The organism is Thermostichus sp. MS-CIW-36 (genome assembly GCF_054059035.1).
Genome location: NZ_JBSSBR010000006.1, coordinates 73677 through 97702, shown reverse-complemented (window position 1 = coordinate 97702; position 24026 = coordinate 73677). Strand labels below are relative to the sequence as shown.

Annotated in this window: 21 protein-coding genes, 1 tRNA gene and 1 pseudogene; 12 read left to right on the top strand and 11 right to left on the bottom strand. The window is 58.2% G+C overall.

Translation table 11 applies throughout. The annotated features are described in order from the left end of the window. Positions 1-41 precede the first annotated feature (41 nt). The 4 genes from rplS to ACVWVQ_RS04660 all read left to right on the top strand — a co-directional run bounded on the left by rplS (position 42) and on the right by ACVWVQ_RS04660 (position 2277). Complete coding sequence (gene rplS, locus ACVWVQ_RS04675; RefSeq protein WP_457482586.1) at positions 42-434, top strand: 50S ribosomal protein L19; 393 nt, start codon at positions 42-44, stop codon at positions 432-434. 51 nt (positions 435-485) lie between these two features. Then, positions 486-558: transfer RNA gene (locus ACVWVQ_RS04670), tRNA-Trp, on the top strand. Between the two features lie 69 nt (positions 559-627). Next, on the top strand, positions 628-1455 hold the full coding sequence (locus ACVWVQ_RS04665; protein ID WP_457507145.1) for a tetratricopeptide repeat protein: 828 nt from the start codon (positions 628-630) through the stop codon (positions 1453-1455). 399 nt (positions 1456-1854) lie between these two features. Then, positions 1855-2277, top strand: coding sequence for a hypothetical protein (locus ACVWVQ_RS04660; protein ID WP_414344534.1), 423 nt, complete (start codon positions 1855-1857; stop codon positions 2275-2277). A gap of 152 nt (positions 2278-2429) precedes the next feature. Here ACVWVQ_RS04660 and pgl read toward each other — a convergent pair whose 3' ends face one another. Together pgl and ACVWVQ_RS04650 are read right to left on the bottom strand one after the other, a co-directional pair. Continuing rightward, positions 2430-3161, bottom strand: a complete 732-nt coding sequence (gene pgl / locus ACVWVQ_RS04655) for a 6-phosphogluconolactonase (protein ID WP_457507143.1) — start codon at positions 3159-3161, stop codon at positions 2430-2432. A gap of 86 nt (positions 3162-3247) precedes the next feature. Continuing rightward, positions 3248-4255, bottom strand: a complete 1008-nt coding sequence (locus ACVWVQ_RS04650; protein WP_457507140.1) for a phosphoribulokinase — start codon at positions 4253-4255, stop codon at positions 3248-3250. Positions 4256-4606: 351 nt separating this feature from the next. Here ACVWVQ_RS04650 and ACVWVQ_RS04645 point away from each other — a divergent pair, with 351 nt between their 5' ends. From ACVWVQ_RS04645 to ACVWVQ_RS04630, 4 genes are all read left to right on the top strand, one after another. Next, entirely contained in the window at positions 4607-5497 is an 891-nt protein-coding gene (locus tag ACVWVQ_RS04645; RefSeq protein ID WP_011434421.1) for a ferredoxin reductase domain-containing protein, read from the top strand. Positions 5498-5637: 140 nt separating this feature from the next. After that, on the top strand, positions 5638-8286 hold the full coding sequence (gene leuS, locus ACVWVQ_RS04640; protein WP_457507137.1) for a leucine--tRNA ligase: 2649 nt from the start codon (positions 5638-5640) through the stop codon (positions 8284-8286). Between the two features lie 168 nt (positions 8287-8454). Beyond that, positions 8455-9609: an RNA-guided endonuclease InsQ/TnpB family protein gene (locus ACVWVQ_RS04635; RefSeq protein WP_457507135.1), complete on the top strand. Its 1155-nt coding sequence runs from the start codon at positions 8455-8457 to the stop codon at positions 9607-9609. A gap of 95 nt (positions 9610-9704) precedes the next feature. Continuing rightward, positions 9705-11096 carry a TldD/PmbA family protein gene (locus ACVWVQ_RS04630; RefSeq protein ID WP_414351927.1) on the top strand — a complete coding sequence of 464 codons (1392 nt, stop codon included), beginning with the start codon at positions 9705-9707 and terminating at the stop codon, positions 11094-11096. Positions 11097-11330: 234 nt separating this feature from the next. Here the strand turns inward: ACVWVQ_RS04630 and ACVWVQ_RS04625 are convergent. The 9 genes and pseudogenes from ACVWVQ_RS04625 to ACVWVQ_RS04585 all read right to left on the bottom strand — a co-directional run. Beyond that, a pseudogene (locus ACVWVQ_RS04625) lies at positions 11331-11516 on the bottom strand (CHRD domain-containing protein); the annotation flags it as partial. Positions 11517-11765: 249 nt separating this feature from the next. Continuing rightward, positions 11766-12224 (bottom strand): fasciclin domain-containing protein, encoded by a 459-nt coding sequence (locus ACVWVQ_RS04620; protein WP_011434417.1) that lies wholly within the window; start codon positions 12222-12224, stop codon positions 11766-11768. 81 nt (positions 12225-12305) lie between these two features. Then, on the bottom strand, positions 12306-13616 hold the full coding sequence (locus tag ACVWVQ_RS04615; protein ID WP_457383994.1) for a CO2 hydration protein: 1311 nt from the start codon (positions 13614-13616) through the stop codon (positions 12306-12308). Between the two features lie 58 nt (positions 13617-13674). Beyond that, positions 13675-15210: an NADH-quinone oxidoreductase subunit M gene (locus ACVWVQ_RS04610; protein WP_457507132.1), complete on the bottom strand. Its 1536-nt coding sequence runs from the start codon at positions 15208-15210 to the stop codon at positions 13675-13677. Positions 15211-15260: 50 nt separating this feature from the next. Continuing rightward, entirely contained in the window at positions 15261-17096 is a 1836-nt protein-coding gene (locus ACVWVQ_RS04605; protein WP_457507130.1) for an NAD(P)H-quinone oxidoreductase subunit F, read from the bottom strand. 522 nt (positions 17097-17618) lie between these two features. Then, positions 17619-18575, bottom strand: coding sequence for an NAD(P)H-binding protein (locus tag ACVWVQ_RS04600; RefSeq protein WP_457507128.1), 957 nt, complete (start codon positions 18573-18575; stop codon positions 17619-17621). 144 nt (positions 18576-18719) lie between these two features. Further along, positions 18720-19010 (bottom strand): 4a-hydroxytetrahydrobiopterin dehydratase, encoded by a 291-nt coding sequence (locus ACVWVQ_RS04595; protein ID WP_414418552.1) that lies wholly within the window; start codon positions 19008-19010, stop codon positions 18720-18722. A gap of 78 nt (positions 19011-19088) precedes the next feature. Then, positions 19089-19625, bottom strand: a complete 537-nt coding sequence (locus tag ACVWVQ_RS04590) for a GNAT family N-acetyltransferase (protein ID WP_457507125.1) — start codon at positions 19623-19625, stop codon at positions 19089-19091. A gap of 2 nt (positions 19626-19627) precedes the next feature. Beyond that, complete coding sequence (locus ACVWVQ_RS04585; RefSeq protein WP_414374717.1) at positions 19628-19786, bottom strand: hypothetical protein; 159 nt, start codon at positions 19784-19786, stop codon at positions 19628-19630. A gap of 273 nt (positions 19787-20059) precedes the next feature. On the opposite strand from ACVWVQ_RS04585, the gene ACVWVQ_RS04580 reads away from it, so the two are divergent. The 4 genes from ACVWVQ_RS04580 to ACVWVQ_RS04565 all read left to right on the top strand — a co-directional run bounded on the left by ACVWVQ_RS04580 (position 20060) and on the right by ACVWVQ_RS04565 (position 23923). Further along, positions 20060-20839: a cysteine hydrolase family protein gene (locus ACVWVQ_RS04580; RefSeq protein ID WP_414389364.1), complete on the top strand. Its 780-nt coding sequence runs from the start codon at positions 20060-20062 to the stop codon at positions 20837-20839. Positions 20840-20884: 45 nt separating this feature from the next. After that, entirely contained in the window at positions 20885-21349 is a 465-nt protein-coding gene (locus ACVWVQ_RS04575) for a cupin domain-containing protein (protein ID WP_414424334.1), read from the top strand. Between the two features lie 592 nt (positions 21350-21941). Then, positions 21942-23564, top strand: coding sequence for a CocE/NonD family hydrolase (locus tag ACVWVQ_RS04570; protein WP_457507164.1), 1623 nt, complete (start codon positions 21942-21944; stop codon positions 23562-23564). Between the two features lie 98 nt (positions 23565-23662). After that, complete coding sequence (locus tag ACVWVQ_RS04565; protein ID WP_011434405.1) at positions 23663-23923, top strand: DUF6761 family protein; 261 nt, start codon at positions 23663-23665, stop codon at positions 23921-23923. The last annotated feature ends 103 nt before the right edge of the window (positions 23924-24026 follow it).

Below are 24026 nucleotides of genomic sequence, written 5' to 3'. Positions count from 1 at the left end.
CGATTGTTACCATGGTTAACTGCCGGTAGCGCGGGAAAGCCATGAACGTTCGCATCAACGCTGAGGAGATCATCCGCTCCATTGAAGCTGCCCAGATGAAGCCGGATCTGCCGGAGATTCGGGTTGGGGATCAGGTACGGGTGGGAGTTCGCATCCAAGAGGGGGGCAAGGAGCGGGTGCAAGCCTTTGAGGGCACGGTCATTGCCATGCGCCACTCCGGCATTAACCGCACCATCACGGTGCGCAAGGTTTTCCAGGGAATCGGCGTGGAGCGGGTTTTCCTCATTCACTCCCCGCGCATCGAGTCGATTCAGGTGCTGCGGCGAGGTAAAGTGCGCCGGGCCAAGCTGTTCTATTTGCGGGATCGGGTGGGCAAAGCCACTCGCATCAAGGCTAAGGCAGAGAGTGCGGATAGCAAGGAACAGCTTCTTTGAAAGGTGGGTGTACCTGCTACACTGGGTAAGCGGGTGTAACCTTTGGCCAATGCGTCCTTAGTTCAGTTGGTAGAACGTCGGTCTCCAAAACCGGATGTCGGGGGTTCGAGTCCTCCAGGGCGCGCTAACCATCAGACCCCCTGCGGCGATGGCTTCAGGTGGGGACACCCCATCCAAGGTGGTTTTTGCAGCCATGAAGTCCGTCAGTGTACCCAACCTACTCCCTGCGCTGCTGCTGGGGCTGCTGTTTTGGCTAGGGATCCCTATCTGGCCTGGATCGGGTGTGGTGGCAACGGCAGCGAGCAACAGGGTAGATCACGAGATCGATCGACTGTTTGAGGAAGCCTTTGCTGCAACTCAGAGGGGAGATTTTGCCCGGGCGGAAACCCTGTGGACTCAACTGTTGCAGATCCAGCCGGACAACCCGGCCCTGTGGAGCAACCGGGGCAATGCCCGTGTCAGCCAGCACCAACTGCAGGCAGCTCTGGAGGATTACGCTGAGGCCATTCGTTTGGCCCCTGAGGCACCGGATCCCTATCTCAACCGAGGGGCTGCTTTGGAGGGGTTGGGGCGGTGGCAGGAAGCAATTGCCGATTATGAGCGGGTGTTGCAGTTGGATCCCAACGATGCGGCGGCCTACAACAACCGTGGCAATGCGGAAGCAGGGCTGGGCCAATGGCAACAGGCCTTGGCTGACTACCGCCGCGCCACAGAATTGGCTCCCGACTACGCCTTTGCTCAGGCCAACTATGCTCTGAGCCTCTACCAGGTGGGCGAAACAGAAGCTGCCCTGCGCTTGATGCGGGCTCTGGTGCGCAAGTACCCGAAGTTTCCAGATATGCGGGCTGCTCTCAGCGCCATTCTTTGGGCGCAGGGTCGCCAGGGAGAGGCTGAAAGTCACTGGGTGGCTGTGCAAGGACTGGATCCCCGCTACGCCGACCTGGAATGGGTGAAAACCGTCCGCCGTTGGCCACCGGCGATGGTGGCAGCTCTGGAGCGTTTCCTTTCTCTCAAGTCGTGAGGATCGGGATCGCGTCGGAGATACCCTGGGCCTTGACTCTGCGCATTGACGAAACAGTTGCTGGGGATCCTCGCAGCCAGAGTCTCAGGTTACATCCTGTCTGGGGGTATGGAGATTGCTAGATTGGGATCAAGCCGAGGGCCGATTCCAGCAGCAGGCTTAACCCAGAGCCAAGAGAGCGCAGAGGGATCCCGGAGCCTCTCGGTAGACTGTGAAAAAGACTGTGTAAAGGATTGCTTCCTGCGACACCTTGTCGCTTTCTTCTTCGTCTGTTTCAGTCCTATCGCGGCGCGTGGTATCAACGTGAGTGCAATGGCTTGTTTCTCTCGCTCTTCTTCCTTCTTCCCTGATGGGAGAGGGAGGCTGCGAAATCACTGGAGCTGGGCAGGGCTGTTGCTCATGGTTCTGCAGCTTGGGCAACCCGCCGTGGCTCAGACGGAAACCCGAGTTTGGAGCGGAACCGGCCAAATTTTGAGCGGCCAGGGGCAGGGGGCGACGGTGCAATTGATCTTGGAAACGGGTGGCGGGCGTATCTGGAGCCAATCGGGGCCGGCTTTGGATGCACCCTTTTCCGGCGGCCATATTTCGGTAACCAGCGGCGATGGCACTTGGCAAATCCAATCGCAAGGGGATCAGTTGTTGGTCACCTTTTACCGCGGCGAGCAGATCATCCGCTGGCAACTGCGGCCCATGGGCGAGATCCCCAGCTCTTCTCCTTCTGCGCCATCCAGCTCCCTGAGCAGTGACTCCGCCCAGCCCGTAGCGTTGCCCGTCCAAGAGCTGGTGATTCCAGTACTGAAGAATTTGCCCGGCAACCCCTGAGGGATCCCTGCCCCGCCGGTTCTCGACCCATGAAACCTGGTGCGTTGGCCGCTGGGGCTATCAAACCTGTGGCCACTGGAATGGGCTGGGATGATTTTGGGGGCGGTGGGCCTGGGGGATCCTATCCCATCGGCAGTTAGCCCGCCTGTTGTTTAGCTGAGCAGCGGGACACAGGGCAGGGGCAGTTGAGCCGCTGCCGCCGCATCCAGCAACCACAGCAGCCGTCCTCTGGGGTTTATGCGCTGGCAGGGTAGGTGGGCCTCGGTGGTCAGCGCCTCTTTCACGATGGGGGCTTTGTTCGCTCCGGTTACCAGGAACACCACCTGGGCTGCCTGATTGAGGACGGGATAGGTCAAGGTTAGACGCGGCTCCTGCCCTTTTTGCCCCACTGTCACCCAGCGGTGCTGCACCTGCAGAGCGGCGGTGTCGGGAAACAAGGAAGCTGTGTGGCCGTCTTCCCCCACTCCCAGCCATACCAGGTCGAGAGAAGGGCACTCTGCACCGAAAATCTGCCGCAGGGTCGCCTCGTATTCGGCAGCATCGCGAAGGGGATCCCCCGCTTGGGTGGGCATAGGGAAAACTTGAGCCGCCGGGATCCCGATCTGCTCCAGCAAGGTTTCCCGCACCATACGGTAGTTGCTCTCAGGGTGATCCGGGGGAACATAGCGCTCGTCTCCCCAGAACAGCCAGGTTTGTTGCCAAGGGATCCCTGGGGTTTGGGCCAGGGCAGCATACAGCTTCTTGGGGGTGCTTCCTCCCGCCAAGGCCACCGTAAAGCGTCCCCGCTCGCGAATGGCAGCGGCTGACCGAGCTTGCCAAATCTCGATGGCCCGTTGGATTAAGACGGGGCCCTCCGGAAAGATCTCCAACTGGAATCCCTGCATACACCGAAGCCCTACTGCCGACCTATGCTGGGTCAGCCGACCTGCACCAACACTTTACCGAAGGGATCCCCTAAGCGGGGCAAACACTAGGAAGCCACCGCCAGCTCTTTGGCTTCTGCCCGAATTTGCTCGTAGAGGGCGCGCAGCTTCAGGCCCACGATGATCTGAATCAGACCAGAGCCATTGCGGGATCCCGGGTATTCTGGGTGCTTGCGCAACAGTTCCGTCAGCTCGCCATAGTAGCGGGTGGACAGGTTGCTCAGGTGGTTCTCGATGTAGATGACCTCTTCCAGCTTGTCGAAGGTGCCGTCGATCTCCAGAATCGAAACCGGGTGCTCGAAGTAGGTGGAAGGGCCATAGTGGAGGCGGATCCCCGGGTAGGAACAGGTCAGCTTTTTGCCGCAGGGGATCCAATCAATGGTGGAGCCTTCGTCAAAGAGATAGACATGGTCGAAGTACTTCACCCCTTCCCGCTGGATCAGCCGCACCCGCAGTACTTTGTGCTCTGAATCCAGCTCCGGCAACAACTGGGTAGGCAAAACCTCAATGACGGCATCGGCGTACTGCTTCTGCACATCGACATAGGCTTCAAAGTCCGGGCGGCGAGCCTCGATTGAGCGCAACACATCTTCGTAGGTGTGGCCCCGCTCGGCCATGTCCCGCTTCACCTTCCAAGCAATCTTGATCTCCGGCGCCAGATCCAAGTACACCTTGAAGTCCAGCAGCTGGCGCACCCGCTCGTCATACATGGGATGCAGCCCCTCCAGGACGATGATGCGGTTGGGCTCCACCAGCTCCGGTGGGTCAATCAGCCCCGTCTCGTGGTTGTAGATGGGCTTCATCACACTTTGGCCGTTCTTAAGCGCCTTGGCCTGCTCGTACATCAGGTCGAAGTTGTTGGCGCGGGGATCCAGCGCCGTGATGCCCTTCTCTTTGCGCTGGTAGCGATCCAAGGAGTGATAGTCATCCAGACAGATGGTGGTAATCAGATCCCGGCCAAATAGATCCCCCAGCCGGCGTAAAAAGGTGGACTTGCCACAGCCAGAATCTCCGGCGACACCAATCATCACAACACGATCAGGACTGCTTGCCATGGGAACTCCTCGGGGACGGGCAGGGCAAAACTGAGAAAAAGGCTCTAGAAAGTTACCAACTGTTACGGTCTTGCATGATACCAAATAAAGCCGTTACATCACAAGCCGCTGGCAGGCCAGAGAGGTGGGCACCCTAAGCAACAATTTAACAAAAAATCCATATTTTTGGCCGATGAGCTTGGCCGGGATTATTTTTCCGGGGTTGCCGCTCTCAGGACGGCCTGGGGGGCTGGCGAAGGTCGTCTGCTGTTCTTCTGGCAAGTTCCATTTGAGCAGCCGGGCTGCTGTGGTGTTTGCTATTTTGCTATATGTAAACTCATTTCCTCCCAGTGCCAGGAGCAGATCGCAGGTATGGTTGCCAGCGCAGAAAAGCGAGAGGTTGTCGTCAATCTGTATCGTCCCAACGCACCGTTGATCGGCCACTGCGTGGAGACCTACTCCATTGTCGGTGAAGGAGCACCCGGACTGACTAAGCACATTGTGCTCAGCTTGCCGGATCCCAACTACCGCTACCTAGAAGGGCAAAGCGTTGGCATTATCCCTCCTGGCGAAGATGCCAAGGGCAAGCCCCACAAGCCCCGCCTTTACTCGATTGCTTCCACCCGCTTTGGCGATGATGGCGAGGGGCGCACCGTCTCTTTGAGCGTGAAGCGGGCTGAATATGTCGATAGAGAGACAGGCCAGCCGGGGGTGGGGGTCTGCTCCGGCTTCCTCACCGATTTGAAGGCAGGCGACGAGGTGATGATCACGGGGCCATCGGGGAAAACCTTCCTGTTGCCTGAAGATGAGAATGCCAACCTGATCTTGATCGCCACCGGCACCGGCATTGCCCCTTTTCGCGCCTTCATCAAGCACCTGTTTGAAGAGGATCCCAACTATCAGGGCAAGATCTGGCTGTTCTTTGGGGTGCCCACCACCTCCACCTTGCTCTACCACGGGGATCTGGAGGCTTGGAAAGCCCAGTACGGGGATCGCTTCCGCGTCGATTACGCCATCAGCCGCGAGCAACAAACCCCCGATGGCAAGAAAATGTACGTGCAAAACCGCATGGCCGAGTACGGCGCCGAGCTGTGGGAGATGCTGCAACAGCCCAACACCTACACCTACATCTGCGGCCTCAAGGGGATGGAGGACGGGATCAACAACGTCATGGGGCCTTTGGCCGAACAAGCCGGTCAGGATTGGAGCAAGTTCCAGAAGGAACTGAAGAAAGCAGACAGGTGGCACGAAGAAACCTACTGATCCCTGCTTGTGATCCCTGCTTGTCGGTTTGTCAGCGCCAATAGGGATCCCGTTCCTTGCTTGAGAGCACTGGCGTGGGGAGTATGTCAAAATGCTTCTATCTCCCAGCGTATGCGCTTTTTTCCCAGGAGCATCGAACCGTGGACGCGCGCTACAATCCCCAGGCCATTGAGAGCAAGTGGCAGGCCCACTGGCGTGAAATTGGGCTGGATCGCACCCCAGAGCTGAAGGACGGGAGCCGCAAATTTTATGCCCTGTCTATGTTCCCCTACCCCAGCGGCAACCTGCACATGGGGCATGTGCGCAATTACACCATCACCGATGTGATTGCCCGCCACAAGCGAATGCAGGGATACGCGGTGTTGCACCCGATGGGCTGGGATGCCTTTGGCCTGCCGGCGGAGAATGCCGCCATCGACCGGGGGATCCCACCGGCCAAGTGGACCTACCAAAACATTGCCCAGATGCGGGAGCAACTGCAGCGGTTGGGCCTGTCCTACGACTGGGAGCGGGAGATTACCAGTTGTTCGCCGGACTACTACAAGTGGACGCAGTGGATCTTCCTGCAATTTTTGCAGGCGGGCTTGGCCTACCAGAAAGAGGCGGCGGTGAACTGGGATCCGGTGGATCAGACGGTGTTGGCCAACGAGCAGGTGGATGCGGAGGGGCGTTCCTGGAGATCCGGCGCCCTGGTGGAAAAGCGCATGCTCAAGCAGTGGTTTTTCAAAATCACCGCCTATGCCGACCAACTGCTGGCGGATCTGGAAAAGCTCTCCGGCTGGCCGGAGCGGGTGCGCACCATGCAGGAGAACTGGATCGGCCAATCGGTGGGGGCTAAGGTGATTTTCAAAACCGAGGCAGGGGACGAGCTGGCAGTGTTCACCACCCGGCCCGATACCCTCTGGGGGGCCACCTTCATGGTGCTGGCGCCGGAGCACCCCTTGGTGGACAAGCTCACCACCGCCGAGCAACTGCAGGCCGTCAGAGCCTATCAAGCCCAGGCCGCTGCCCGCAGCGAGATCGAGCGCAGCGCCGAAGACCGGGAAAAAACGGGGGTTTGGACGGGATCCTACGCCATCAACCCCGTTAACCAAGAGCGGATCCCCATCTGGATTGCCGACTATGTGTTGATGGGCTACGGGACGGGGGCCATCATGGCTGTGCCTGCCCACGACCAGCGGGATTTCGAGTTTGCCCGCAAGTTCGGCCTGCCCATCAAGCGGGTGGTGCAGCCGCCGGAGGGTTCTCCGGCCTCAGCGGATCGCGCCAGCGGGACGGAGTCCTCAGAACTGCAGGCTGCCTGGACGGGGGAAGGGGTGATGATCAACTCTGGCCCCCTAGACGGGATCCCGGTGGGCAAAGGCCCAGGGCAAAGCGTGGAAAGAGCCATCGCCTGGCTGGAAGCCCAGGGGCTGGGGGAAAAGCAGATCAACTACCGCCTGCGGGATTGGCTGATCTCGCGGCAGCGCTACTGGGGTTGTCCCATCCCGGTGATCCATTGTCCCCACTGTGGCATTGTGCCGGTGCCGGAGAAGGATCTGCCGGTGCTCTTGCCGGAGGATGTGGAGCTGACGGGGCGAGGGGGATCCCCGTTGGCCCAGTTGGAGGACTGGGTGAAGGTGAAATGCCCCACCTGTGGCACGGAAGCCCGCCGGGAAACCGATACCATGGACACCTTTGTCTGCTCGTCGTGGTACTTCCTGCGCTTCAGCGATGCCCGCAACGACCGAGAGATCTTCCGCAAAGACCGGGTGAACGCCTGGCTGCCGGTGGATCAGTATGTGGGCGGCATCGAGCACGCCATCCTGCACCTGCTCTACTCCCGCTTTTTTACCAAGGTGTTGCGGGATCGGGGGCTGCTGGATTTTGACGAGCCGTTCCTGCGTCTGCTCACCCAGGGGATGGTGCAAGGGCGCACTTACTACAACCCCAACAAGTCCGGCAAGGATCGCTGGATCCCGGCAGCTCTGGTGCAGGATCCCAACGACCCGCGGGATCCGGAAACGGGCGAGCCCCTGCAAGTTATCTACGCTACCATGTCCAAGTCCAAGGGCAACGGCGTGGATCCCGAGGAGGTGCTGGCCCACTACGGGGCGGATACGGCCCGCATGTTTATCCTCTTCAAGGCCCCGCCGGAGAAGGATCTGGAGTGGGACGATGCCGATGTGGAGGGGCAATTTCGCTTTCTCAACCGCGTCTGGCGGCAGGTGTACGAGTTTGTCGTTCGCGGTGGCGGGACGGAGTCCTTGCAGAGCGGGGCCCCAGAGCTGTTGCCGGCCAAGGTCGAGGTGGGATCCCTGACCAAGGCGGAAAAAGATCTGCGCCGGGCCATCCACACCGCCATCAAGGAAGTCAGCGAAGATCTGGAAAACGATTATCAATTCAACACCGCCATTGCCGAGCTGATGAAGCTGAGCAATGCTCTGGGGGAGGCCGGGATCCCGGATTCGCCGGTCTATGCAGAGGGGATCCGCACGCTGGTGTTGCTGATGGCGCCCTTTGCCCCCCATATTGCGGAGGAGCTGTGGCAGGCGCTGGGGGGCGCAGACTCGGTGCATCGGCAGTCTTGGCCCAGCTATGACCCGGCAGCGCTGGTGGCCGACACGGTGACCATTGTGATTCAGGTGAACGGCAAATTGCGCGGCTCGTTTGAGGCCCCTGCCGAGGTAACGCCGAAGGAGCAGGAACAGTTGGCCCTTCGGTCAGAAGCAGCGCAGAAATACCTGGAGGGGGCAACACCCAAAAAAGTGGTGGTGGTGCCGAAAAAGCTGGTTAACTTTGTCCTCTAACGGCGGGCCTGGCCAAAATGTTCCGCACTGCTGACACGAACGGGATCGGGGCTTTCACCAAATTTTCGGGCTGGAGGCCCGCACCATAGCCGCAGGCTTGGTGTCGGGAGGAAAGCCCGCCTCCTTATGGGTTTGCCGGCCAAAGTCTGGATGAACTACAATAAGCCCATGAGCCAGACTATATCCGTACGTTGCAAGCTGATAGTCCCACAAGAGTTGCGTCAAGAAATTGATCGCACCTTGCAGAGATTTGCTGACGCTTGCAACCAGATTCTCGATACCGCCAAACAAAAGAACTGCTGGAACACCGCCAAGCTGCACCACTTGGTCTATCGACCGGTAAGGGCAGCAACAGGGCTGAAGGCCAACCACGTCTGTCAGGCGCTCCGTCGAGTGATTAGTAACGCCAAGGCAGTGAAGCAAGTCCACAAGTTCCGCCCCACCAGTCTGACTTTGGACGCTCGTACCTTTAAGTACCGAGAGTCCGACCAAGCCGTGGGCGTGACCCTGATGAGCGGACGGGTTTGGCTCAAGCTCAAGATTGGCGGTTATCAAATCGCTTTGCTGCGGGGGCAAACACCCACCAGTGCTACTCTGTCCAAGACCAAGCAAGGGGAGTACTACATCAACATTGCGGTTGAGTTGGACACTCCCCCGACTGGCAAGACTCCCAAGGTAATCGGAGTTGACTTGGGCAGGCGGGATATCGCCACCGCTAGCAACGGACGCTCTTGGAGTGGAGAACACATCCAGGCCGTCCGTGACCGGTTCAGCCGTGTACGCGCCAAGGTTCAATCCAAACGCACTCGCAGCTCTAGGAGGCTGTTGAGAAGGCTCTCTGGGAGAGAACGGCGCTACCAGACATGGCTGAACCATAACATCAGCAAAACCTTGGTCAGGGATGCCCAGGCTATTGGTGCGGCACTGGCTTTTGAAGACTTAACAGGCATCAGAGATTGCTTGAATCAGAAGCCTCGGAGCAAGACTGAGCGGCGCAGGACTAACAACTGGGCGTTCTACCAGCTCAGGATGTTTGTGGCCTACAAGGCTGCCATTGCTGGAGTGCCTGTGGTACTGGTGCCGCCTGCCTACACCAGTCAGACCTGCCACAAATGCCTGCACATCCACCCTGAGCGGGGTAAGTCCTACCGCAATGGTAAGTCGTTCAAGTGTGGACACTGCGGGTGGGAAGGGGATGCTGACTATAACGCTGCTCAAGTAATCTCTCTCCTTGGGGCGACTGTAAACTCGCCTGAAATTCCGAAACTTAGCTGTCCTCTGGGGCCGCTAGGGATTGGGATAAAGCCCGCACCCTGCGCATAGCGCGGGTGTCGGGTAGTTTACTCGGCGTGGCAGCTCATCGACTTTCCAGGATCGGGCTATGCTGGACTGAGGACTACACCCATCTCCCTGTTGCCATGCGAGATCTTCTGCGCGACATTCTTCGGGATTGCTCTGGCTTTGTGGAACTGCGCTACCACGGCAAGGTGTTTCGCAGCATTACTGCCGAGAAGGGCCGCCTTGAGCGCACCGCGGTTCGTCGCCGTTCCGGAGTGGGGGTGCGGGTGTTGGAGGCCGGCACTTGGGGCTTTGCTGCCACCGGGGATCCCTCGCCGGCTGCTATTCGGGAGGCCATCGCTGAGGCTCGCCGTGCTGCTCAAGCCAGTGCCGACTACCGCAAGCAAAAACTGGGATCCCTGCCCAGTGTGCGGCTGGCCCAAGGGGAGTTCTGCGAGCCCGGTGTGGAGGAGGTGCTGAATAAGCCGCTGGAGGCGAAGATCCAGTTGGCTCTGGAAACCGAGGCGCAGGCCCGGCAGGCCTCTCGCCAAATTAGCTCCGCCAGTTGCACCTACAACGAGATTTACGAGGAAAAAGCCATCGTCACCACCGATGGGGCGGATGTGGCCTTTCGTCTGGTGCGCCCCGAGCTGCGAGTTCAGGCGGTGGCCGAAGCTGCCGGCCAGCTCAGCAGTGGCTCCGAGGCCATTGGGGTAACAGGGGGATGGGATTGCCTGTTCCGCTCGCATCCCTTGCAGATGGCGGAAAAGGCGGCTGCTACCGCTGTTGACTTGTTGTCCGCAGGCTACGCGGAAGGGGGATGGGCCACGGTTATTCTGTCGCCTTCCATCGTGGGGCTATTGGTGCACGAGGCCATTGGCCACACTGTCGAAGCGGATTTTGTCCTGGCGGGTTCTGTGGCTGCCGGCAAGCTGGGGCAGCGGGTGGCCAGCGACTTGGTTACTCTCAAAGACTCCGGCCATTCAGAGTTTATGCCAGGGGCAGGGGGAACCCTTCCTGTGGACGACGAGGGCGTTCCTACCCAAAGCACCACCATCATCCAAAACGGCATTCTGGTCAGCTATCTCCACAACCGCGAAACTGCTGCCCACTTTGGCGTAGAGCCCACCGGCAATGCCCGCGCCTGGGAATATGCCGATGAGCCTTTGATCCGCATGCGCAACACCTTCATTGAACCCGGATCCCAAACGCTAGAGGAAATCATCGCCAGCACTCCCGATGGCTACTTCCTGGATGGGGCCAGGAACGGGCAGGCGGACTCCACCGGCGAGTTTATGTTTGGCGTGGAGCGGGCCTACCGCATTCGCGATGGCAAGCTGGCGGAGTTGCTGCGCGGTGTCACCATCACCGGCAATGCTTTTGAGGTGCTGCAATCGGTGGATGCCGTCTCGCGGGACTTCCTGTGGGATTTGGGATCCGGCCATTGCGGCAAGGGTCAACCGGCCAAGGTGGATGCGGGCGGCCCCTACATTCGCTGTCGGGCCATTGTAGGTGGGCAACAACCTGTGTAGTTATTCCCTTGGCGCTCCACAGCTAGCCCAGAGGTGAAGCCTACAGCTCGCTCTGTAAAGGGGACTGGCAGGCCAGCTCCAGGACTACCGAAAGCTGCTGGCCAGGAGCTACACAGAAACTCTGTCCTGCCGGCACGACTGACCGTGGGGGAGTTCACAGGACAGCCAATCCGTCCGCAAAAATTAGGGATCCCCTCACCTGCGGGGATCTCAGATGGGGTACTGGATCAAACCTTAGCGAGGGAAAACCACCTGGGCTCGCAACTCGCCCGGCGGGTTGGCCTGCGTGTGAATGTTGATGTAGTAAGCTCCGGCCAAAAAGCTGGAGACTTGCTCAGGGGTGAGGTTGGCTTCCAGTCGGAAATTCCCCGACTGATTGCCTGGATTCGGCAACATGTTCAAGACAAAGGCCACCGGCCCTGTGGCCTGGGCGAAAGATTGTCCTGAAGGTACGTATCAGGCCAAGCTTCGGATTCATCTCTGGGTTTAAAAGATGGCAAAATCACTGCTACCGAGAGACAAAAATCCCCACCCTGTGGGGGGCGGGGGATGGTGTAGACTGCACGCGGAGCAGAAATCTCTGACCGTACCTATAAAGTTTAAAGTTGCGGAGAGGGGGAGAGGGTTCACCCAGGCACTTTCCCCAAGCTCGGTTCAGGATAGATCTGTCTATCCTCTGGCCGAGGCGGCCAAAGCAGAGTTCATGATCGGCCAGAACCAGTGGGGCCGCATCAGGATGACAGTGTCGATGACGTGGATGATGCCGTTATCGGCTTCGATGTCCGCTTGGATAACGGTGGCGTTATTGACCTCGAAAACGTCCCCTTCGATCAACAAGTCGATGGGGGATCCCTCTACCGAGCCCACACTTTGGTACTTGGCCAAATCTGCCTTTTTCAAGCGGCCGGGCACCACGTGGTAACACAAGATGCGGGTCAGTTGGGGGATGTTTTGCACCAGAGTGGTGATGGTGCCAGGAGGCAGCTTGGCAAAAGCCCCATCGGTGGGGGCAAAAACGGTAAAGGGGCCAGGGCTTTTGAGAGTGTCTACCAGGTTTGCCGCTTTAACGGCAGTTACCAAGGTGGAAAAGCCCTCAGCAGAGACGGCAATATCGACAATATCGGGCATGGTCGGGATCCTTTGGCTGGGAAGTTGCTGCTAACAAAGTTGCTGCTCGAAATGTTTTGGGATGGTTAAAGTTGCCATAGGCTAGCGATAATTCTGATCTTGGATGTAGGAAAGACGGGCGGCTTCTCGGATCCCGTATTCCGGTCGAGTGAAGCGATTGAGTTGGCCCTCAAAATAACGGCGGTTCATCATCAAGTGCCGTGGATTTGGATCATCAAGGGGATACAAGAAAGCGGCCCTTCCCGCCTGAATCACGGCTGAGGTGACGTTGTACATGGAGCGCTGGAAGCTAACCCCCAATTGAATCAGCATGTCCTCTTCGCCGCGGCAATGCTTGCGATAATACTCCACCAAATACTGGGGCAAAAAGTGGTACATATCCTGGTGCAAGAGCGTGGGCGGGATCCCGGCGGTGCCCACCGGAAACTTATCGGCGTAGAGGATCCCGTAGTGGAAGTCCAACTGGTTGGTGGGAACTTCGTTGGCCTGGGCGTTGTAGGACTTAGTGCCGCGGAAAGGAGAGGTGCGATAAAACACGGCCTCTACATAGGGGAAGGCAGCCTCATATAGCCAGGTGAATCCCTTGGATTTGGGCACAATATCGTACCATTCTCCCCGAATACGCACGCGGTGGTAGATGGGTCGTCCGGCAATGGCGAAGATCCCGTTGACCAGAAAGTTCATCGCCTCCGGCACGCTGGTAATTTTGCCTTCATCGTAGAGATCGCTCATCTCAAAAAAGACCGGAGCCATCACCTCCCAAAACAGGCCCAACACCGAGTACATGGTGGCCTGGCGGCACAGCTCCAAGAACATATCAGGGAAGAGCTTGTATAGCCCCATCAACAAGGGGTTGCCCTGGCAATAGGCGCGGATGGCGCGGTCGGCATTTTGCTTATATTCCTCGGAATCCATGTAGGGATCCAGCAAGCCCCCCATATCCCGGTGCCAGAGCATGGCCCGCATACATTCTTCGGCAAATTCCATGTTGATGCGGTCATGCCAGAGGTGATGCAAAATCCTGGGCAGCTTGCGCTTCAGCTCCCCCTTTTCCATAAACTCCAGCAGCTCGGGATGGGCCGTAGCCTGGCCTCGCCAAATGCGCAAATCCGCGTTATCCCCCGCGTAGTGGTTGGCCAGCTTCAGATACTCTTCAGGAATGATGAACTTGAAAAAAGGCAAGGGATCCACAAACACCTGCTCGGCAATGTAGAGCAGATCCCGCCAGTAGAAATCCATTGGCACGGCATAGGCTTTGTAGAGGCCGATAATTTGCATCAGGTTTTCCGGCGTATCCGGCAACATGGATCCCCCAGCCTCCAAGCGGTGGACTACATCCGCAAAAGGGTGGGTAGAAGGGGGCAGCTTGCGGGCTGTGAGGGTTGTCGTCATAGAAGAAGTCTCCAACTCTTCAAAAGTCCTGGCTCCATAGGGGGCATCTGCTGGGATCTCAATTCCTGGGAGTTTCCCGCTTGCCTGGATCGGCTCCAGAGAGGGTGATGGGGGCAAGGTCACCGGCTGATGCCAAGATAAGCGTTTGGGCCTGAGCCACCTGGGTGGATAGGGTAAAGGCCAACGGTTGTGGCCATTTCACCAGGTTCATGGGCTGGATCCCAAACCAAACGATCAAGGCCGTCAAAATCAGCCCCGGGATCCGCTCCCAGCCATGCACGCGTGGGTAGTAGGCGGTACGGTTGTCCAATTTGCCAAAGCAGGTGCGGTTTAGCAAAATCACGAAGTACACCGCCGTCAAACCGGTGCCACAGATGCTGATCAAAGTCGGCAAAGGAAAATCCTGATAGCTGCCCTGGAAGATCAAAAACTCCGCCACAAAGCCCACCAGGCCAGGGATCCCGGCGCTGGCCATCCCCCCCAAGATGAGCAGGGCGCTCACTGTGGGCAAGCCTCGCAAGGGGTTGAGCAGGCCGTTGAGTACGTTCAGATCCCGCGTTCCCACTTTGCGCTCCACCAAGCCCACCAGATCAAACAGCAGCGCCAAGATGAGACCATGGGAGACCATCTGCACCATCGCCCCGGTCAGGCTAATGGGGGTGGCTGCCGCCATGCCCAGCAAGATGTAGCCCATGTGGCCAATGGAGCTGTAGGCCACCATGCGCTTGATGTCTTTTTGGGCGATGGCTGCCAAAGCCCCGGACAACACGGCAATGGCTCCCCACCAGGCTAGGATCCCGCCCAGGTCGGCCCAAGCTTGGGGAAACAACTGCAGCCCAAAGCGAAACAGACCGTACGTGCCTAACTTGGAGAGGATCCCTCCCAGAAGGATGGCCACTGGCGGCGACGACTCCCCGTATGCATCAGGCAACCAGGTGTGGAAGGGGATCAGCGGCATCTTAATGCCGAAAGCCACGATCAAGGCCAACAGTGTCAAGGTCTGGGCAACAGGGCTGAGAGAGGTGATGCGGATCTCCAGCAGCTCAAAGCTATGGGGATCCCCCAGCCAGTAGATGGCCAAAAAGGCCCCCAACAGAAAGATGGCGGAAACGGCGGTGTAAATCAAAAACTTGATGGCAGCATAATCCCGCTTGGGGCTGCCCCAAATGGAGATGAGCAGGTAGATCGGGATCAGCACCAGCTCGTAAAACAAGAAGAACAAAAGCAGGTTCTGGGCAACAAAAGCCCCGTTGACCGACCCGCTCATGAGCAAAATGCAGCCGTAAAAGAGGTTGGGCCGCTTCACCTCTGGCTCAGCTGTCAGCACCGCAATCAGCGTGAGCAGCCCATTCAAAGCCACCATCAGCAGGGAAAACCCGTCCAGGCCCAGGGAGTAGCTCAGCCCAATTGACGGGATCCAATCCCACCGCTGCACCCACTGCAGCCCTTCCGCTTGCAGGTCAAAGTTGGCAAACAGCAGCAGCGAGATCACCAGCGGGATCCCGGCCAAGGCCACCGCCAGCTTTCGCCCCCCCAAGCCCAGGAACAGGAGCAGGGATCCCAAGATCGGCAACACAATCAAGGCACTCAGCATGGTCTTTTCCCTCTTTATCTAAGGACTCCGTCCCGCTACCTTGCCCAAGCCTAGAGAATCAGCCAGCCCAGCAGGGCCACCCCCACCACAATCGTCAGCACGTAGGCTTGCAACTGGCCAGAGGTGGTGTATTTCAAAACCTGTCCACCCGCCAATACCGCCAAGCTGGTCAAATTTACCAAGCCGTCCACCACATAGCGGTCGAACAAGGCTGTAACCTCAGAGATGATGCGTACCGCAAACACCACACTGGCCCGGTAGAGCTTGGGGGTGTAGAAGTCGTTGGCCAACAAATCCTGCCAGTCGGCCAAGAAGGCCCAGTCCACCGGCTGCCGCTGCGGACGCAGATACAGCCAGGCTCCCAAGGCAATGCCTGTCAAGCTGGATCCCGTCATTACCCCAACAGGGATCCCTTCCAGAGCGGGAATCAGACCTAGTGCCGCTAGGATCATGGGCATGTGCAGCGTTACCCCCATCATGGCGGTGCTGGGCAGCATCATCGGCCAATGCACCTCTGGCGAGCGCTCGCTCATCTGCTGCGGTTTGCCCCCCCAAACAAGGCCAAACACCCGTGTCAGCCCTAGGGCCGTCACCGCATTGGTGACCAGCACGACTGCCGCCCACAACCCCTGCCCCGATTGCACCAACTGCTGCCACAGATCCGTCAGCACCCAAAAGGAGCCGAAGGGAGGCAAAGCGATGATTCCAGCCATCCCGGTCAAGAAGCACAGCCCCGAGATAGGGCGCCGCGACCACAAGCCTCCTAGATAGCGCAGATCCTGGGTAATGCTGTTCCAGATCACCATGCCCAGCGCCATCACCAACAGGGCCATCGCGGGCGCATAGGTCAGCAGCAACCCATAGGCTTGCTGGGGATGACCGGTGCCCACCGCCACAAAGATCAAGCCCATGTAGGCGCTCACCAGATAAGACAGGGCCCGCTTGGCATCGATCTGGGCCAAGGCCACTAGGGATCCCCCCACCGCTGTCAAGCCGCCGATGGTTAGCATCACCCTTAGCACTGTTGGGGAAAGCTCGTAGAGGGGTTGCAGGCGAATCAACACCCAGGCCCCTGTGCCCACCACCACCGCATTGCGCAAGATCGTCGAGGGGATCGGCCCTTCCATCGCCTCATCCAGCCACAGGTGCAGAGGAAATTGGGCACACTTGCCTACGGGGCCGGCCAGCAACCCCAGCCCTACCAGGGCCAGCAGGGTGGGATCCACAGTGACAGATCCTGCCTGCACCGCCTCTGCCCAGGCCGCCAAATCCTCAAACTCCCAGGAGCCGGTCAGGGGATAGATGGCGATTACCCCCATCAAGAGCAACAGGTCGCCGATGCGCTTGGTTAAAAAAGCATCCCGCGCTCCCGTCACCACCAGCGATTGGTTGAACCAAAAGCCCACCAACAGGTAAGTGCCCAGGGTCAAAATCTCCAGGATCACGTAGCTGAAAAAGAGGGAGTCGCACAAAGCCAAGGCACACATCCCCCCCTCAAACAGGCCCAGCAGGGAGAAAAACCGCGCCCAGCCCCAGTCCATTTCCATGTAGCCAAAGCCGTAGATCTGGGCCACCAGGTTCAGCCCCGTCACCACAGCGCAGGCCCCCAGAGTTACCGATGACACCTGCAGCGGCAGCTCTAACATCAGATCCCCCACCTGTAGCCAGGGCAACCGAATGACCTGCGCCGGCTGATCCCAAATTGCCACCAGCGCCCCCACGCTGTGCAGGAAGGCCATCAACGTCAAGAGCGCATTCAGATAACCTGCCGGACGTGGTCCCGTGCGCCGGGTGATTCCTGGGGACCAGATCAGCGCTCCCGCCCACGCCACCAAAGCGTAGAGGGGAATCAGCCATGCAGTTGTGACCAGCCCGTTCAAGCTCATAATCCTCCTTCGGCCAGGGATCTTGGCCAAACTGGAACACTTGCTGAGATCCTGTAAAAAATCTTAAGCAGCATCTTAGCTGCGAACCGAGATAGATAAAAATTGAACTTTCCGATAAAAACTATAGACAAAAATCTATAGTTCAAGCAGGGGGAGCAGAATAACCTCTGTCGTTGTCACCCCCTCACTCTCTAAAGCGTAGATGGAAATGAACCCCTTGGGAACCTAAGGATTTGCGATTGTTTGGACACAGGGAATGATCAAGAAAACTGGGTTTAGCGCTCCGCACCGCCAAAGCGAAGGCCTACGGCCCGCTGTCGCGACAGAGCGGCTTTGTGTTATGGTACGGGTTGATCTCCGCCAACTTGAATATGGCGCAGTGTCAACAAAAAGTGTCTGGGAGTTCATCCCAGTAGTTGGGGCTATGGCATCCGCTAACGCAAACACGACCCCGTCCACCCCTTCTCCCAAGGTTGCTGCTCAAGCTGCTGTGAAATTGCCGAGAAGACTGAGAACAACGACTTAGAAGGGCGTCTTGACTTTGGGTTGCTTGACCTTTAGCTCGCGAAGCCGTTTCAACATCTTCTGGAAATACTCCGCCAGGTAATCCTCAAGCGAGGTCAGAGAGGCCAGTTCAATCCCCAAGGTTTCGCATACAGGCGTCATATCGGCGTGCATGGGTTCTTTGGCCGCGATCACCTCCACAAACGCCAGCCGGTCGGCAATGTTCCAGCTCCACTGAAAAAACTGCGCCACCTTGCGCGCCCCTCTCAGCAGTCCCAGCGGCATGGTGCTGACTTTGGCCTTTTTGCCGGAGAGCTGCTCGCACAAGGCGATGACTTCTCGGGCCGTCCAAGCCTTAGGCCCCACCAAGGGAAAGATTTGCTGCTTGGCGGCTTCTACACTGAGGGATCGCACCGCAAACCGGGCAGCATCCAAGGTGTCCAGGTAGGCCGTCGGCACGCCCTCGCCGGTTACCCAGACGATTTGTTCTTCCAAGATGGGGATGGCGTACTGGCCGATCAACCCCTGCATAAAGCCCGCCGGACGAAAAATCGTGTAGGGCATCTGGGATCCGATCAAATACTTCTCGATGTGATGCTTGAAATTCATCAGGGGCACGTTGGGGTACTCGTGGTGGGCGCCCATAATGGAGAAAAAGATAAAATGCTTCACCTGGGCAGCTCGGGCTGCATTGATCAGGGCAACTTTGCCATCCCAGTCCACCTGACGGGCGCTGAGGGTATCGGTCACCCGCACCGTGGCACAGTCGATCACCGCCTCGATGCCTTCCATGGCGGAGTTGAGGGTGCTGGGCTGAAGCAGGTTTCCCACCTTCAGGTGAGCGCCCCATTCACTCAAGAAAGCAGCCTTTGCCGGATTTCGCACCAGACAGGTGACTTGATGTCCTTCTTCGATGGCTCGGCGCACCACCTGACGGCCCAGCGTTCCCGTCGCCCCCACAACCAGCACGTTCATAAAATTATCATTTCTTAACCTTAGGCTTAGTCTATCAGACCAGCGCAACTCCCGACACAACCTTAGAGGCAGCAACAAACCAATGGGGATCCCTTGCCAAACCAGCTCTGAAGGGATCCCTAGAGTTAGGTACTGAGAAAGCGTTCAGCCGGCCAGCTCGTTCATGCGTTGCGCCAAGGTGAAGTCCAATTCCGTAATGCCCCCGGCATCGTGGGTGGTGAGATCCACCCGCACGCGGTTGTAGACATTGCTCCATTCGGGGTGGTGCCCCATGCTCTCGGCCACCAAGGCCACACTGCTCATCCAGCCAAAGGCTTCGACAAAGGAGCGAAACTGAAATTGACGATGCAGCTTCCCATCCTGCAAAGACCAGCCCGGCAGATTTTCCAGCTTGGCTTGGACCTCAGCTTCACTGAGTTTGACAGGTCTGGACATGGGCGTTCCCTCCGGTCGATGCCATCGTTTTCATCACGCTTTCATCAAAGGAGCAACTGAGAGCGGATCCCGGCTTATTCACAAAACTTCATGACCTTTGTATTCATGCTCTTCTACATGCGCGTCTATGGGCGCGGGGCTGAGCGGCTTGTACAACCAGTAGCCTTGTACAGCAAAGTGGGCCTGCTGATAGAAATGGAGGGCGGCTTGGTTGTGATGGTAAACCTGCAGGGTAATGGCAGCTAGCTGCTGCTGGGATCCCCATCGTTCCACCTGTTGCATCAAAGCTCTGCCCAGGCCCTGCCGGCGATGGGCGGGATCCACCCAGATCAGAAAAATGTAGGCTACCCGCCGATGGGTGGCTTGATCGGTGGAGATGCCGGCCCAAACACAGCCCACCGGCTCCCCTGTTTCTTCCTTGAGGATCCACCAGCAGGGGGTGCGGGGGGGGTCGAAGAGGCGATCCAGCGTCTCTTCCAGGTGATCCCAGTTGCTTTGTTCTGGAAAAGATTCCTGCAACGTGGCCTGCAATCCTCGTCGCACCCAGGGCCGATCCCAGGCTGAACCGATGCGCCAACGATAACCCACAGGCAGAGGGATCCCTTGTTCAGCCATCCTCAGGGGTTTGCAGAAAGGGCCACAGGCGTCGCTTCTTCTAGAGGGGCAGGCTGGGCCATATCCTCCGGCAGAAACGAGCGAATGCTCACCACCACCAGGGTAAACAGAAACACCAGCAGGATGAGGGCAGGAAAGATATATTGCCGCAGGATGCTCATGCTTCTACATAATCATTTCAAGTTTCTACAGCATAGCGTGCAGGGAGGGATCCCTGGGCAGCTTTTCGGAAATCTCCTCGGTTTTTCTTCTCCTGATCTCCATCTCAGCCCCTATCGACTGACCCTGGGGGATCCCATGCGTTAATAAGGTGAGAAAGTGTAGCCTATGATTCCAAAGTCAGGTCAGCTGTGCATTAAGGTCGAGCCTAGTTGTGGGTCATCACTCAACTGCCCAACCTGATCCCACTGCTGCGCGACGCGAGCGGAGAATCCATGAGCACTCCCAATCGCCCCTTGAAGACCCTTGGGATCCCTCCCAATGCTTGGGCCGTGAATGCTGAAATGGCCGACCTCACCCGTCCGCCCTTGGATCCCCGGCCCATCCTGCTGCCCACCTCCAGCAAAACCCTGCGCTTGGATCTGGCCAAGGCGGCGTTGTTGGTGATCGACATGCAAAACGACTTTTGTCATCCCGACGGTTGGCTGGCCAGCATTGGCGTCGATGTTACACCTGCACGGGCTCCCATCGGCCCTCTAAAAGCCCTGCTGCCCCGCCTGCGACAAGCTCAAGTGCCGATTGTGTGGGTGAACTGGGGCAATCGCCCTGACTTGCTCAACATCAGCGCCGGCTTGCGACATGTGTACAACCCCACCGGAGAGGGAGTAGGGCTGGGGGATCCCTTGCCTAAGAACGGGTCTTTAGTCCTCACGCGGGGCAGTTGGGGCGCTGCTGTGGTGGAGGAACTGGAGGTCAAACCCGAGGATATCTGGGTGGATAAGTTCCGCATGAGCGGCTTTTGGGATACCCCTCTCGATAGCATTCTCAGAAACCTGGGGCGCACCACCCTCTTTTTTGCCGGCGTGAACATCGACCAGTGCGTCATGACCACGCTGCAAGATGCCAATTTCCTCGGCTACGACTGCATTTTGCTGGAAGACTGCGCCGCCACCACCTCTCCTGAATACTGTTTGCTAGCTACCCTCTACAACGTCAAGCAATGCTTTGGCTTTGTCGCCTCCTCCCCTGACTTGCTCGCGGCTCTCCCCTGTTAGCACTTGCCCACTATTCACCCCTCATCTCTTGAGCGGAGGATCCGGATGCAAACGCTTTCCCGCTGCGTGATTCCAATTGTTAAAACCCCTGCCGATTATCAGGCTTTTCGCATCAGCCCCCACGATACCAATCGCCTGGCCATCGTGTTCGATCCTTCTCATGCTCAGATTTCTCTAACCTTTTGTGTGGAGATCTTCGATGAGGGAGGCAGAACTCCTCCCAACCGCCATCAAATGGCTGTGGAAATGTTTTTCGTTCTCAAGGGAGAAGGTTTAGCCATTTGCGATGGAAAAGCTGCCCCCATCAAGACCGGAGACAGCGTTCTGGTGCCGCCAACGGGTGTGCATGAAATTCACAACACCGGCCCAGGCCGCCTCTACGCCCTCTGCATGATGGTGCCCAACGAAGATTTTGCCGAGCTCATCCGATCCGGTACTCCTGCAGATTTGGATGAGGAGGATCTGCAGGTACTGTCGGGGGGCTGGAGAAGGGCATTTGCTGAGGCTTAGGCCTCAATGGCTCTGGGAGCTGTAGAGGTTGGAAGTCAGGGGTACTGATACATTCACGCTGAACTCTCCTGAACATGGTTCAGGAAAGAAGCGATCGCATCCTGCCTATCTCTGTTCGCGTCAGCGGGACGGAGTCCAAGCAGGAAGGCGGTATCCCGCAAAGCCCTGAGGAATACCCCCCGAGCGCTTTCCCCCTTCACTTCCCGGCAACCGTTGCGGTGGACTCAAGGATCAGGGGGAAACTTGGTCTACTATATCCCTCTCAATGACTTTTGCCAAACCGCCTAAAGCTCAGTAAATTCAGCAAAGTTCAGGGTTTTGGGGGTTAGAGGCATGCTCCGACAAATCTTTTCCCAGGGTCTCTGTTTCCATAAATCCATAAAAGCCATAAAAGAGGGGTCTGGAGGGGGCTGCGTTTGCGCCAGCAGGCCGGAGATCAAGGGCAATACCAGGGAAGGGGCTCAAACTCTGGTGGGAGTTTCTCCCTCTCATAAGGGCTTCTGTTTTATCTTAGGAAGAATCCACCCAGGGATCCCTTAGGTTGTCCTTGGTTGGTATCCCTTTGGCAAGATCCGCTAGCCCAACCCAGGCCATGTTGCCCGTTCGCCCCCGCGAAACTGTTTCCATGTTCACCCGCGACGGGATCCAACTGGACGCGGATGTCTATCGCCCGCAAGGGGAGGGGAGCTACCCGGTTTTGCTGATGCGGCAGCCCTATGGGCGGGCCATTGCCTCGACGGTGGTGTATGCCCATCCCAGGTGGTATGCGGCCCAGGGGTACATTGTGGTCATCCAGGATGTGCGCGGACGGGGAACTTCCAAGGGATCCTTCTACCCTTTCCGCCATGAGGTGGAAGACGGGTTTGACGCCGTCAATTGGGCGGCTGCCTTGCCGGGGAGCAACGGCGTAGTGGGCATGTACGGCTTCTCTTATCAGGGCATGACCCAGCTGTATGCGGCTTCTACCCGTCCCAGCGCCTTGAAGGCCATCTGCCCGGCGATGCTGCCTTACGATCTCTATGCCGATGCCGCTTACCCAGGGGGGGCCTTTGCCTTCTACAACAACCTCAGTTGGGCCTTGCAACTGGAGACCGAAGGGGCGCGTCTCAGGGGGGATGCCAATGCCTACCAAGCGCTTTTGAAAGCTGCCCGCAATCTCCCCCTCTACGACCCTATCCCCCTCAAGCCGGGGGTGTTGCAGCAGTATGCCCCCCAATCCTATTACTTCGACTGGCTGGAGCACAGCGAGCCGGATGAATACTGGCGCAAGCTCTCTCCCCGTCTAGAGGTGGTGGATCTGCCGATGCTACACATTGCCGGCTGGTTTGACAGCTACCTGAGTGGTAGCCTGCGCCTCTACAAGGAAATGAGCGCCCGCAGCCAGAACCCTCAATACCTGATCATCGGCCCTTGGATCCATCTCCCTTGGGGCCGCAAAGTGGGGGCGTTGGATTTCGGCCCAGAGGCCATTAGCCCCATCGATCGCCTGCAGGTGCGCTGGTTTGACCAGTTCCTCAAAGGCAAAGATACAGGGATCCTCCAGGAGCCGCCGGTACGCCTGTTCGAGATGGGATCCAACCGCTGGCGCGGCTTTGATGCTTGGCCTACCCCTGAGCCAAAAGCTTTTTACCTACACAGCACCGGCTTGGCTGCCCTTTCAGAAGCAGAGGGATCCCTTCGCCCTGAACCCTCGCCGACGCAACAATCGGATACCTTTGTTCACGATCCCTGGCGACCGGTGCCGGCCCTGGGAGGCCACCTGGCTCATCCTGCCGGGCCGCAAGAGCGCTCCGCCCTCGACTGCCGCACCGATGTCCTGACCTATACCACTCCGCCGCTGCAAGCCGAGCTGGTTCTGGTCGGGGACATTGCTGTGGAGGTGTACGCGGAGGCCGACAGCCCCAGTTTCGATCTTTGCGCTGTGCTCTCGGTGGTAAGGCCCGATGGGCAGGTGTATAACTTTTCCCAAGGCTATTGTCGCCTACGGGATCCCCAGCCCAGTACCCCCATTCTGATTCCCTGTCAGCCCACCTGTATTCGCATTCCTTGCGGTCATGCTCTGCGCCTCAGCCTTAGCGCGGCTTGTTTTCCGGCCTATCCTGTCAACACAGGCACGGGAATGCGGGAAGAGCGGCTGATTGAGGCCCGCATTCTCACCATCACTCTCCGCAGCGGTGGCGAGACGCCTTCGCGGCTGCACCTGCCCATGGCTTGAAGCCAAGAAGAGACCAAGCTTCGGGATCCCGTTTGCAATCCCCGCTTACAAAGAGACACCAAACGTTAGGATAGAAACAGGCAGGGCAAGGGAACACCATGTTGCAAGACCCAAAGTTGATCCGGCACTATCAGGCTTTGACCGATGCTCTGGTGGATACCTGGCAGCGGGGCTACCGGCGCACCGATGAGCTACGTCTGCTGGTGGATGGCTACCTGCTGGCCTTGCGAACTGGCAAACAATTGGAGCCCTTCGAGATCTATCGCATTGAAGACGAGGTCAACCGCTTCCTCTACGATCCGTCCAACTTCATAGATCCGGAATTGGAGCCAGAGGCGGAGCCGATGCGGGGTTATTGATTTTGTGAATCCCTGTTGGCGATCCCTAGAACAGGTGGGGCAAAGTTTTGATTCCAACCTTTTCTGATCTCCCCTCGCCCCTTGGGAGAAAGACTAGGGGGGA

Coding starts and splice junctions, on each gene's coding strand:
- rplS (WP_457482586.1), top strand. CDS start 42: ATGAACGTTCGCATCAACGCTGAGGAGATCATCCGCTCCATTGAAGCT.
- ACVWVQ_RS04565 (WP_011434405.1), top strand. CDS start 23,663: ATGTTGCAAGACCCAAAGTTGATCCGGCACTATCAGGCTTTGACCGAT.
- pgl (WP_457507143.1), bottom strand. CDS start 3,161: ATGCAGGGATTCCAGTTGGAGATCTTTCCGGAGGGCCCCGTCTTAATC.
- ACVWVQ_RS04645 (WP_011434421.1), top strand. CDS start 4,607: ATGGTTGCCAGCGCAGAAAAGCGAGAGGTTGTCGTCAATCTGTATCGT.
- ACVWVQ_RS04665 (WP_457507145.1), top strand. CDS start 628: ATGAAGTCCGTCAGTGTACCCAACCTACTCCCTGCGCTGCTGCTGGGG.
- ACVWVQ_RS04575 (WP_414424334.1), top strand. CDS start 20,885: ATGCAAACGCTTTCCCGCTGCGTGATTCCAATTGTTAAAACCCCTGCC.
- ACVWVQ_RS04570 (WP_457507164.1), top strand. CDS start 21,942: ATGTTGCCCGTTCGCCCCCGCGAAACTGTTTCCATGTTCACCCGCGAC.
- ACVWVQ_RS04630 (WP_414351927.1), top strand. CDS start 9,705: ATGCGAGATCTTCTGCGCGACATTCTTCGGGATTGCTCTGGCTTTGTG.
- ACVWVQ_RS04650 (WP_457507140.1), bottom strand. CDS start 4,255: ATGGCAAGCAGTCCTGATCGTGTTGTGATGATTGGTGTCGCCGGAGAT.
- ACVWVQ_RS04660 (WP_414344534.1), top strand. CDS start 1,855: ATGGTTCTGCAGCTTGGGCAACCCGCCGTGGCTCAGACGGAAACCCGA.
- ACVWVQ_RS04620 (WP_011434417.1), bottom strand. CDS start 12,224: ATGCCCGATATTGTCGATATTGCCGTCTCTGCTGAGGGCTTTTCCACC.
- ACVWVQ_RS04610 (WP_457507132.1), bottom strand. CDS start 15,210: ATGCTGAGTGCCTTGATTGTGTTGCCGATCTTGGGATCCCTGCTCCTG.
- ACVWVQ_RS04600 (WP_457507128.1), bottom strand. CDS start 18,575: ATGAACGTGCTGGTTGTGGGGGCGACGGGAACGCTGGGCCGTCAGGTG.
- ACVWVQ_RS04635 (WP_457507135.1), top strand. CDS start 8,455: ATGAGCCAGACTATATCCGTACGTTGCAAGCTGATAGTCCCACAAGAG.
- ACVWVQ_RS04580 (WP_414389364.1), top strand. CDS start 20,060: ATGAGCACTCCCAATCGCCCCTTGAAGACCCTTGGGATCCCTCCCAAT.
- ACVWVQ_RS04585 (WP_414374717.1), bottom strand. CDS start 19,786: ATGAGCATCCTGCGGCAATATATCTTTCCTGCCCTCATCCTGCTGGTG.
- ACVWVQ_RS04605 (WP_457507130.1), bottom strand. CDS start 17,096: ATGAGCTTGAACGGGCTGGTCACAACTGCATGGCTGATTCCCCTCTAC.
- ACVWVQ_RS04615 (WP_457383994.1), bottom strand. CDS start 13,616: ATGACGACAACCCTCACAGCCCGCAAGCTGCCCCCTTCTACCCACCCT.
- ACVWVQ_RS04595 (WP_414418552.1), bottom strand. CDS start 19,010: ATGTCCAGACCTGTCAAACTCAGTGAAGCTGAGGTCCAAGCCAAGCTG.
- ACVWVQ_RS04590 (WP_457507125.1), bottom strand. CDS start 19,625: ATGGCTGAACAAGGGATCCCTCTGCCTGTGGGTTATCGTTGGCGCATC.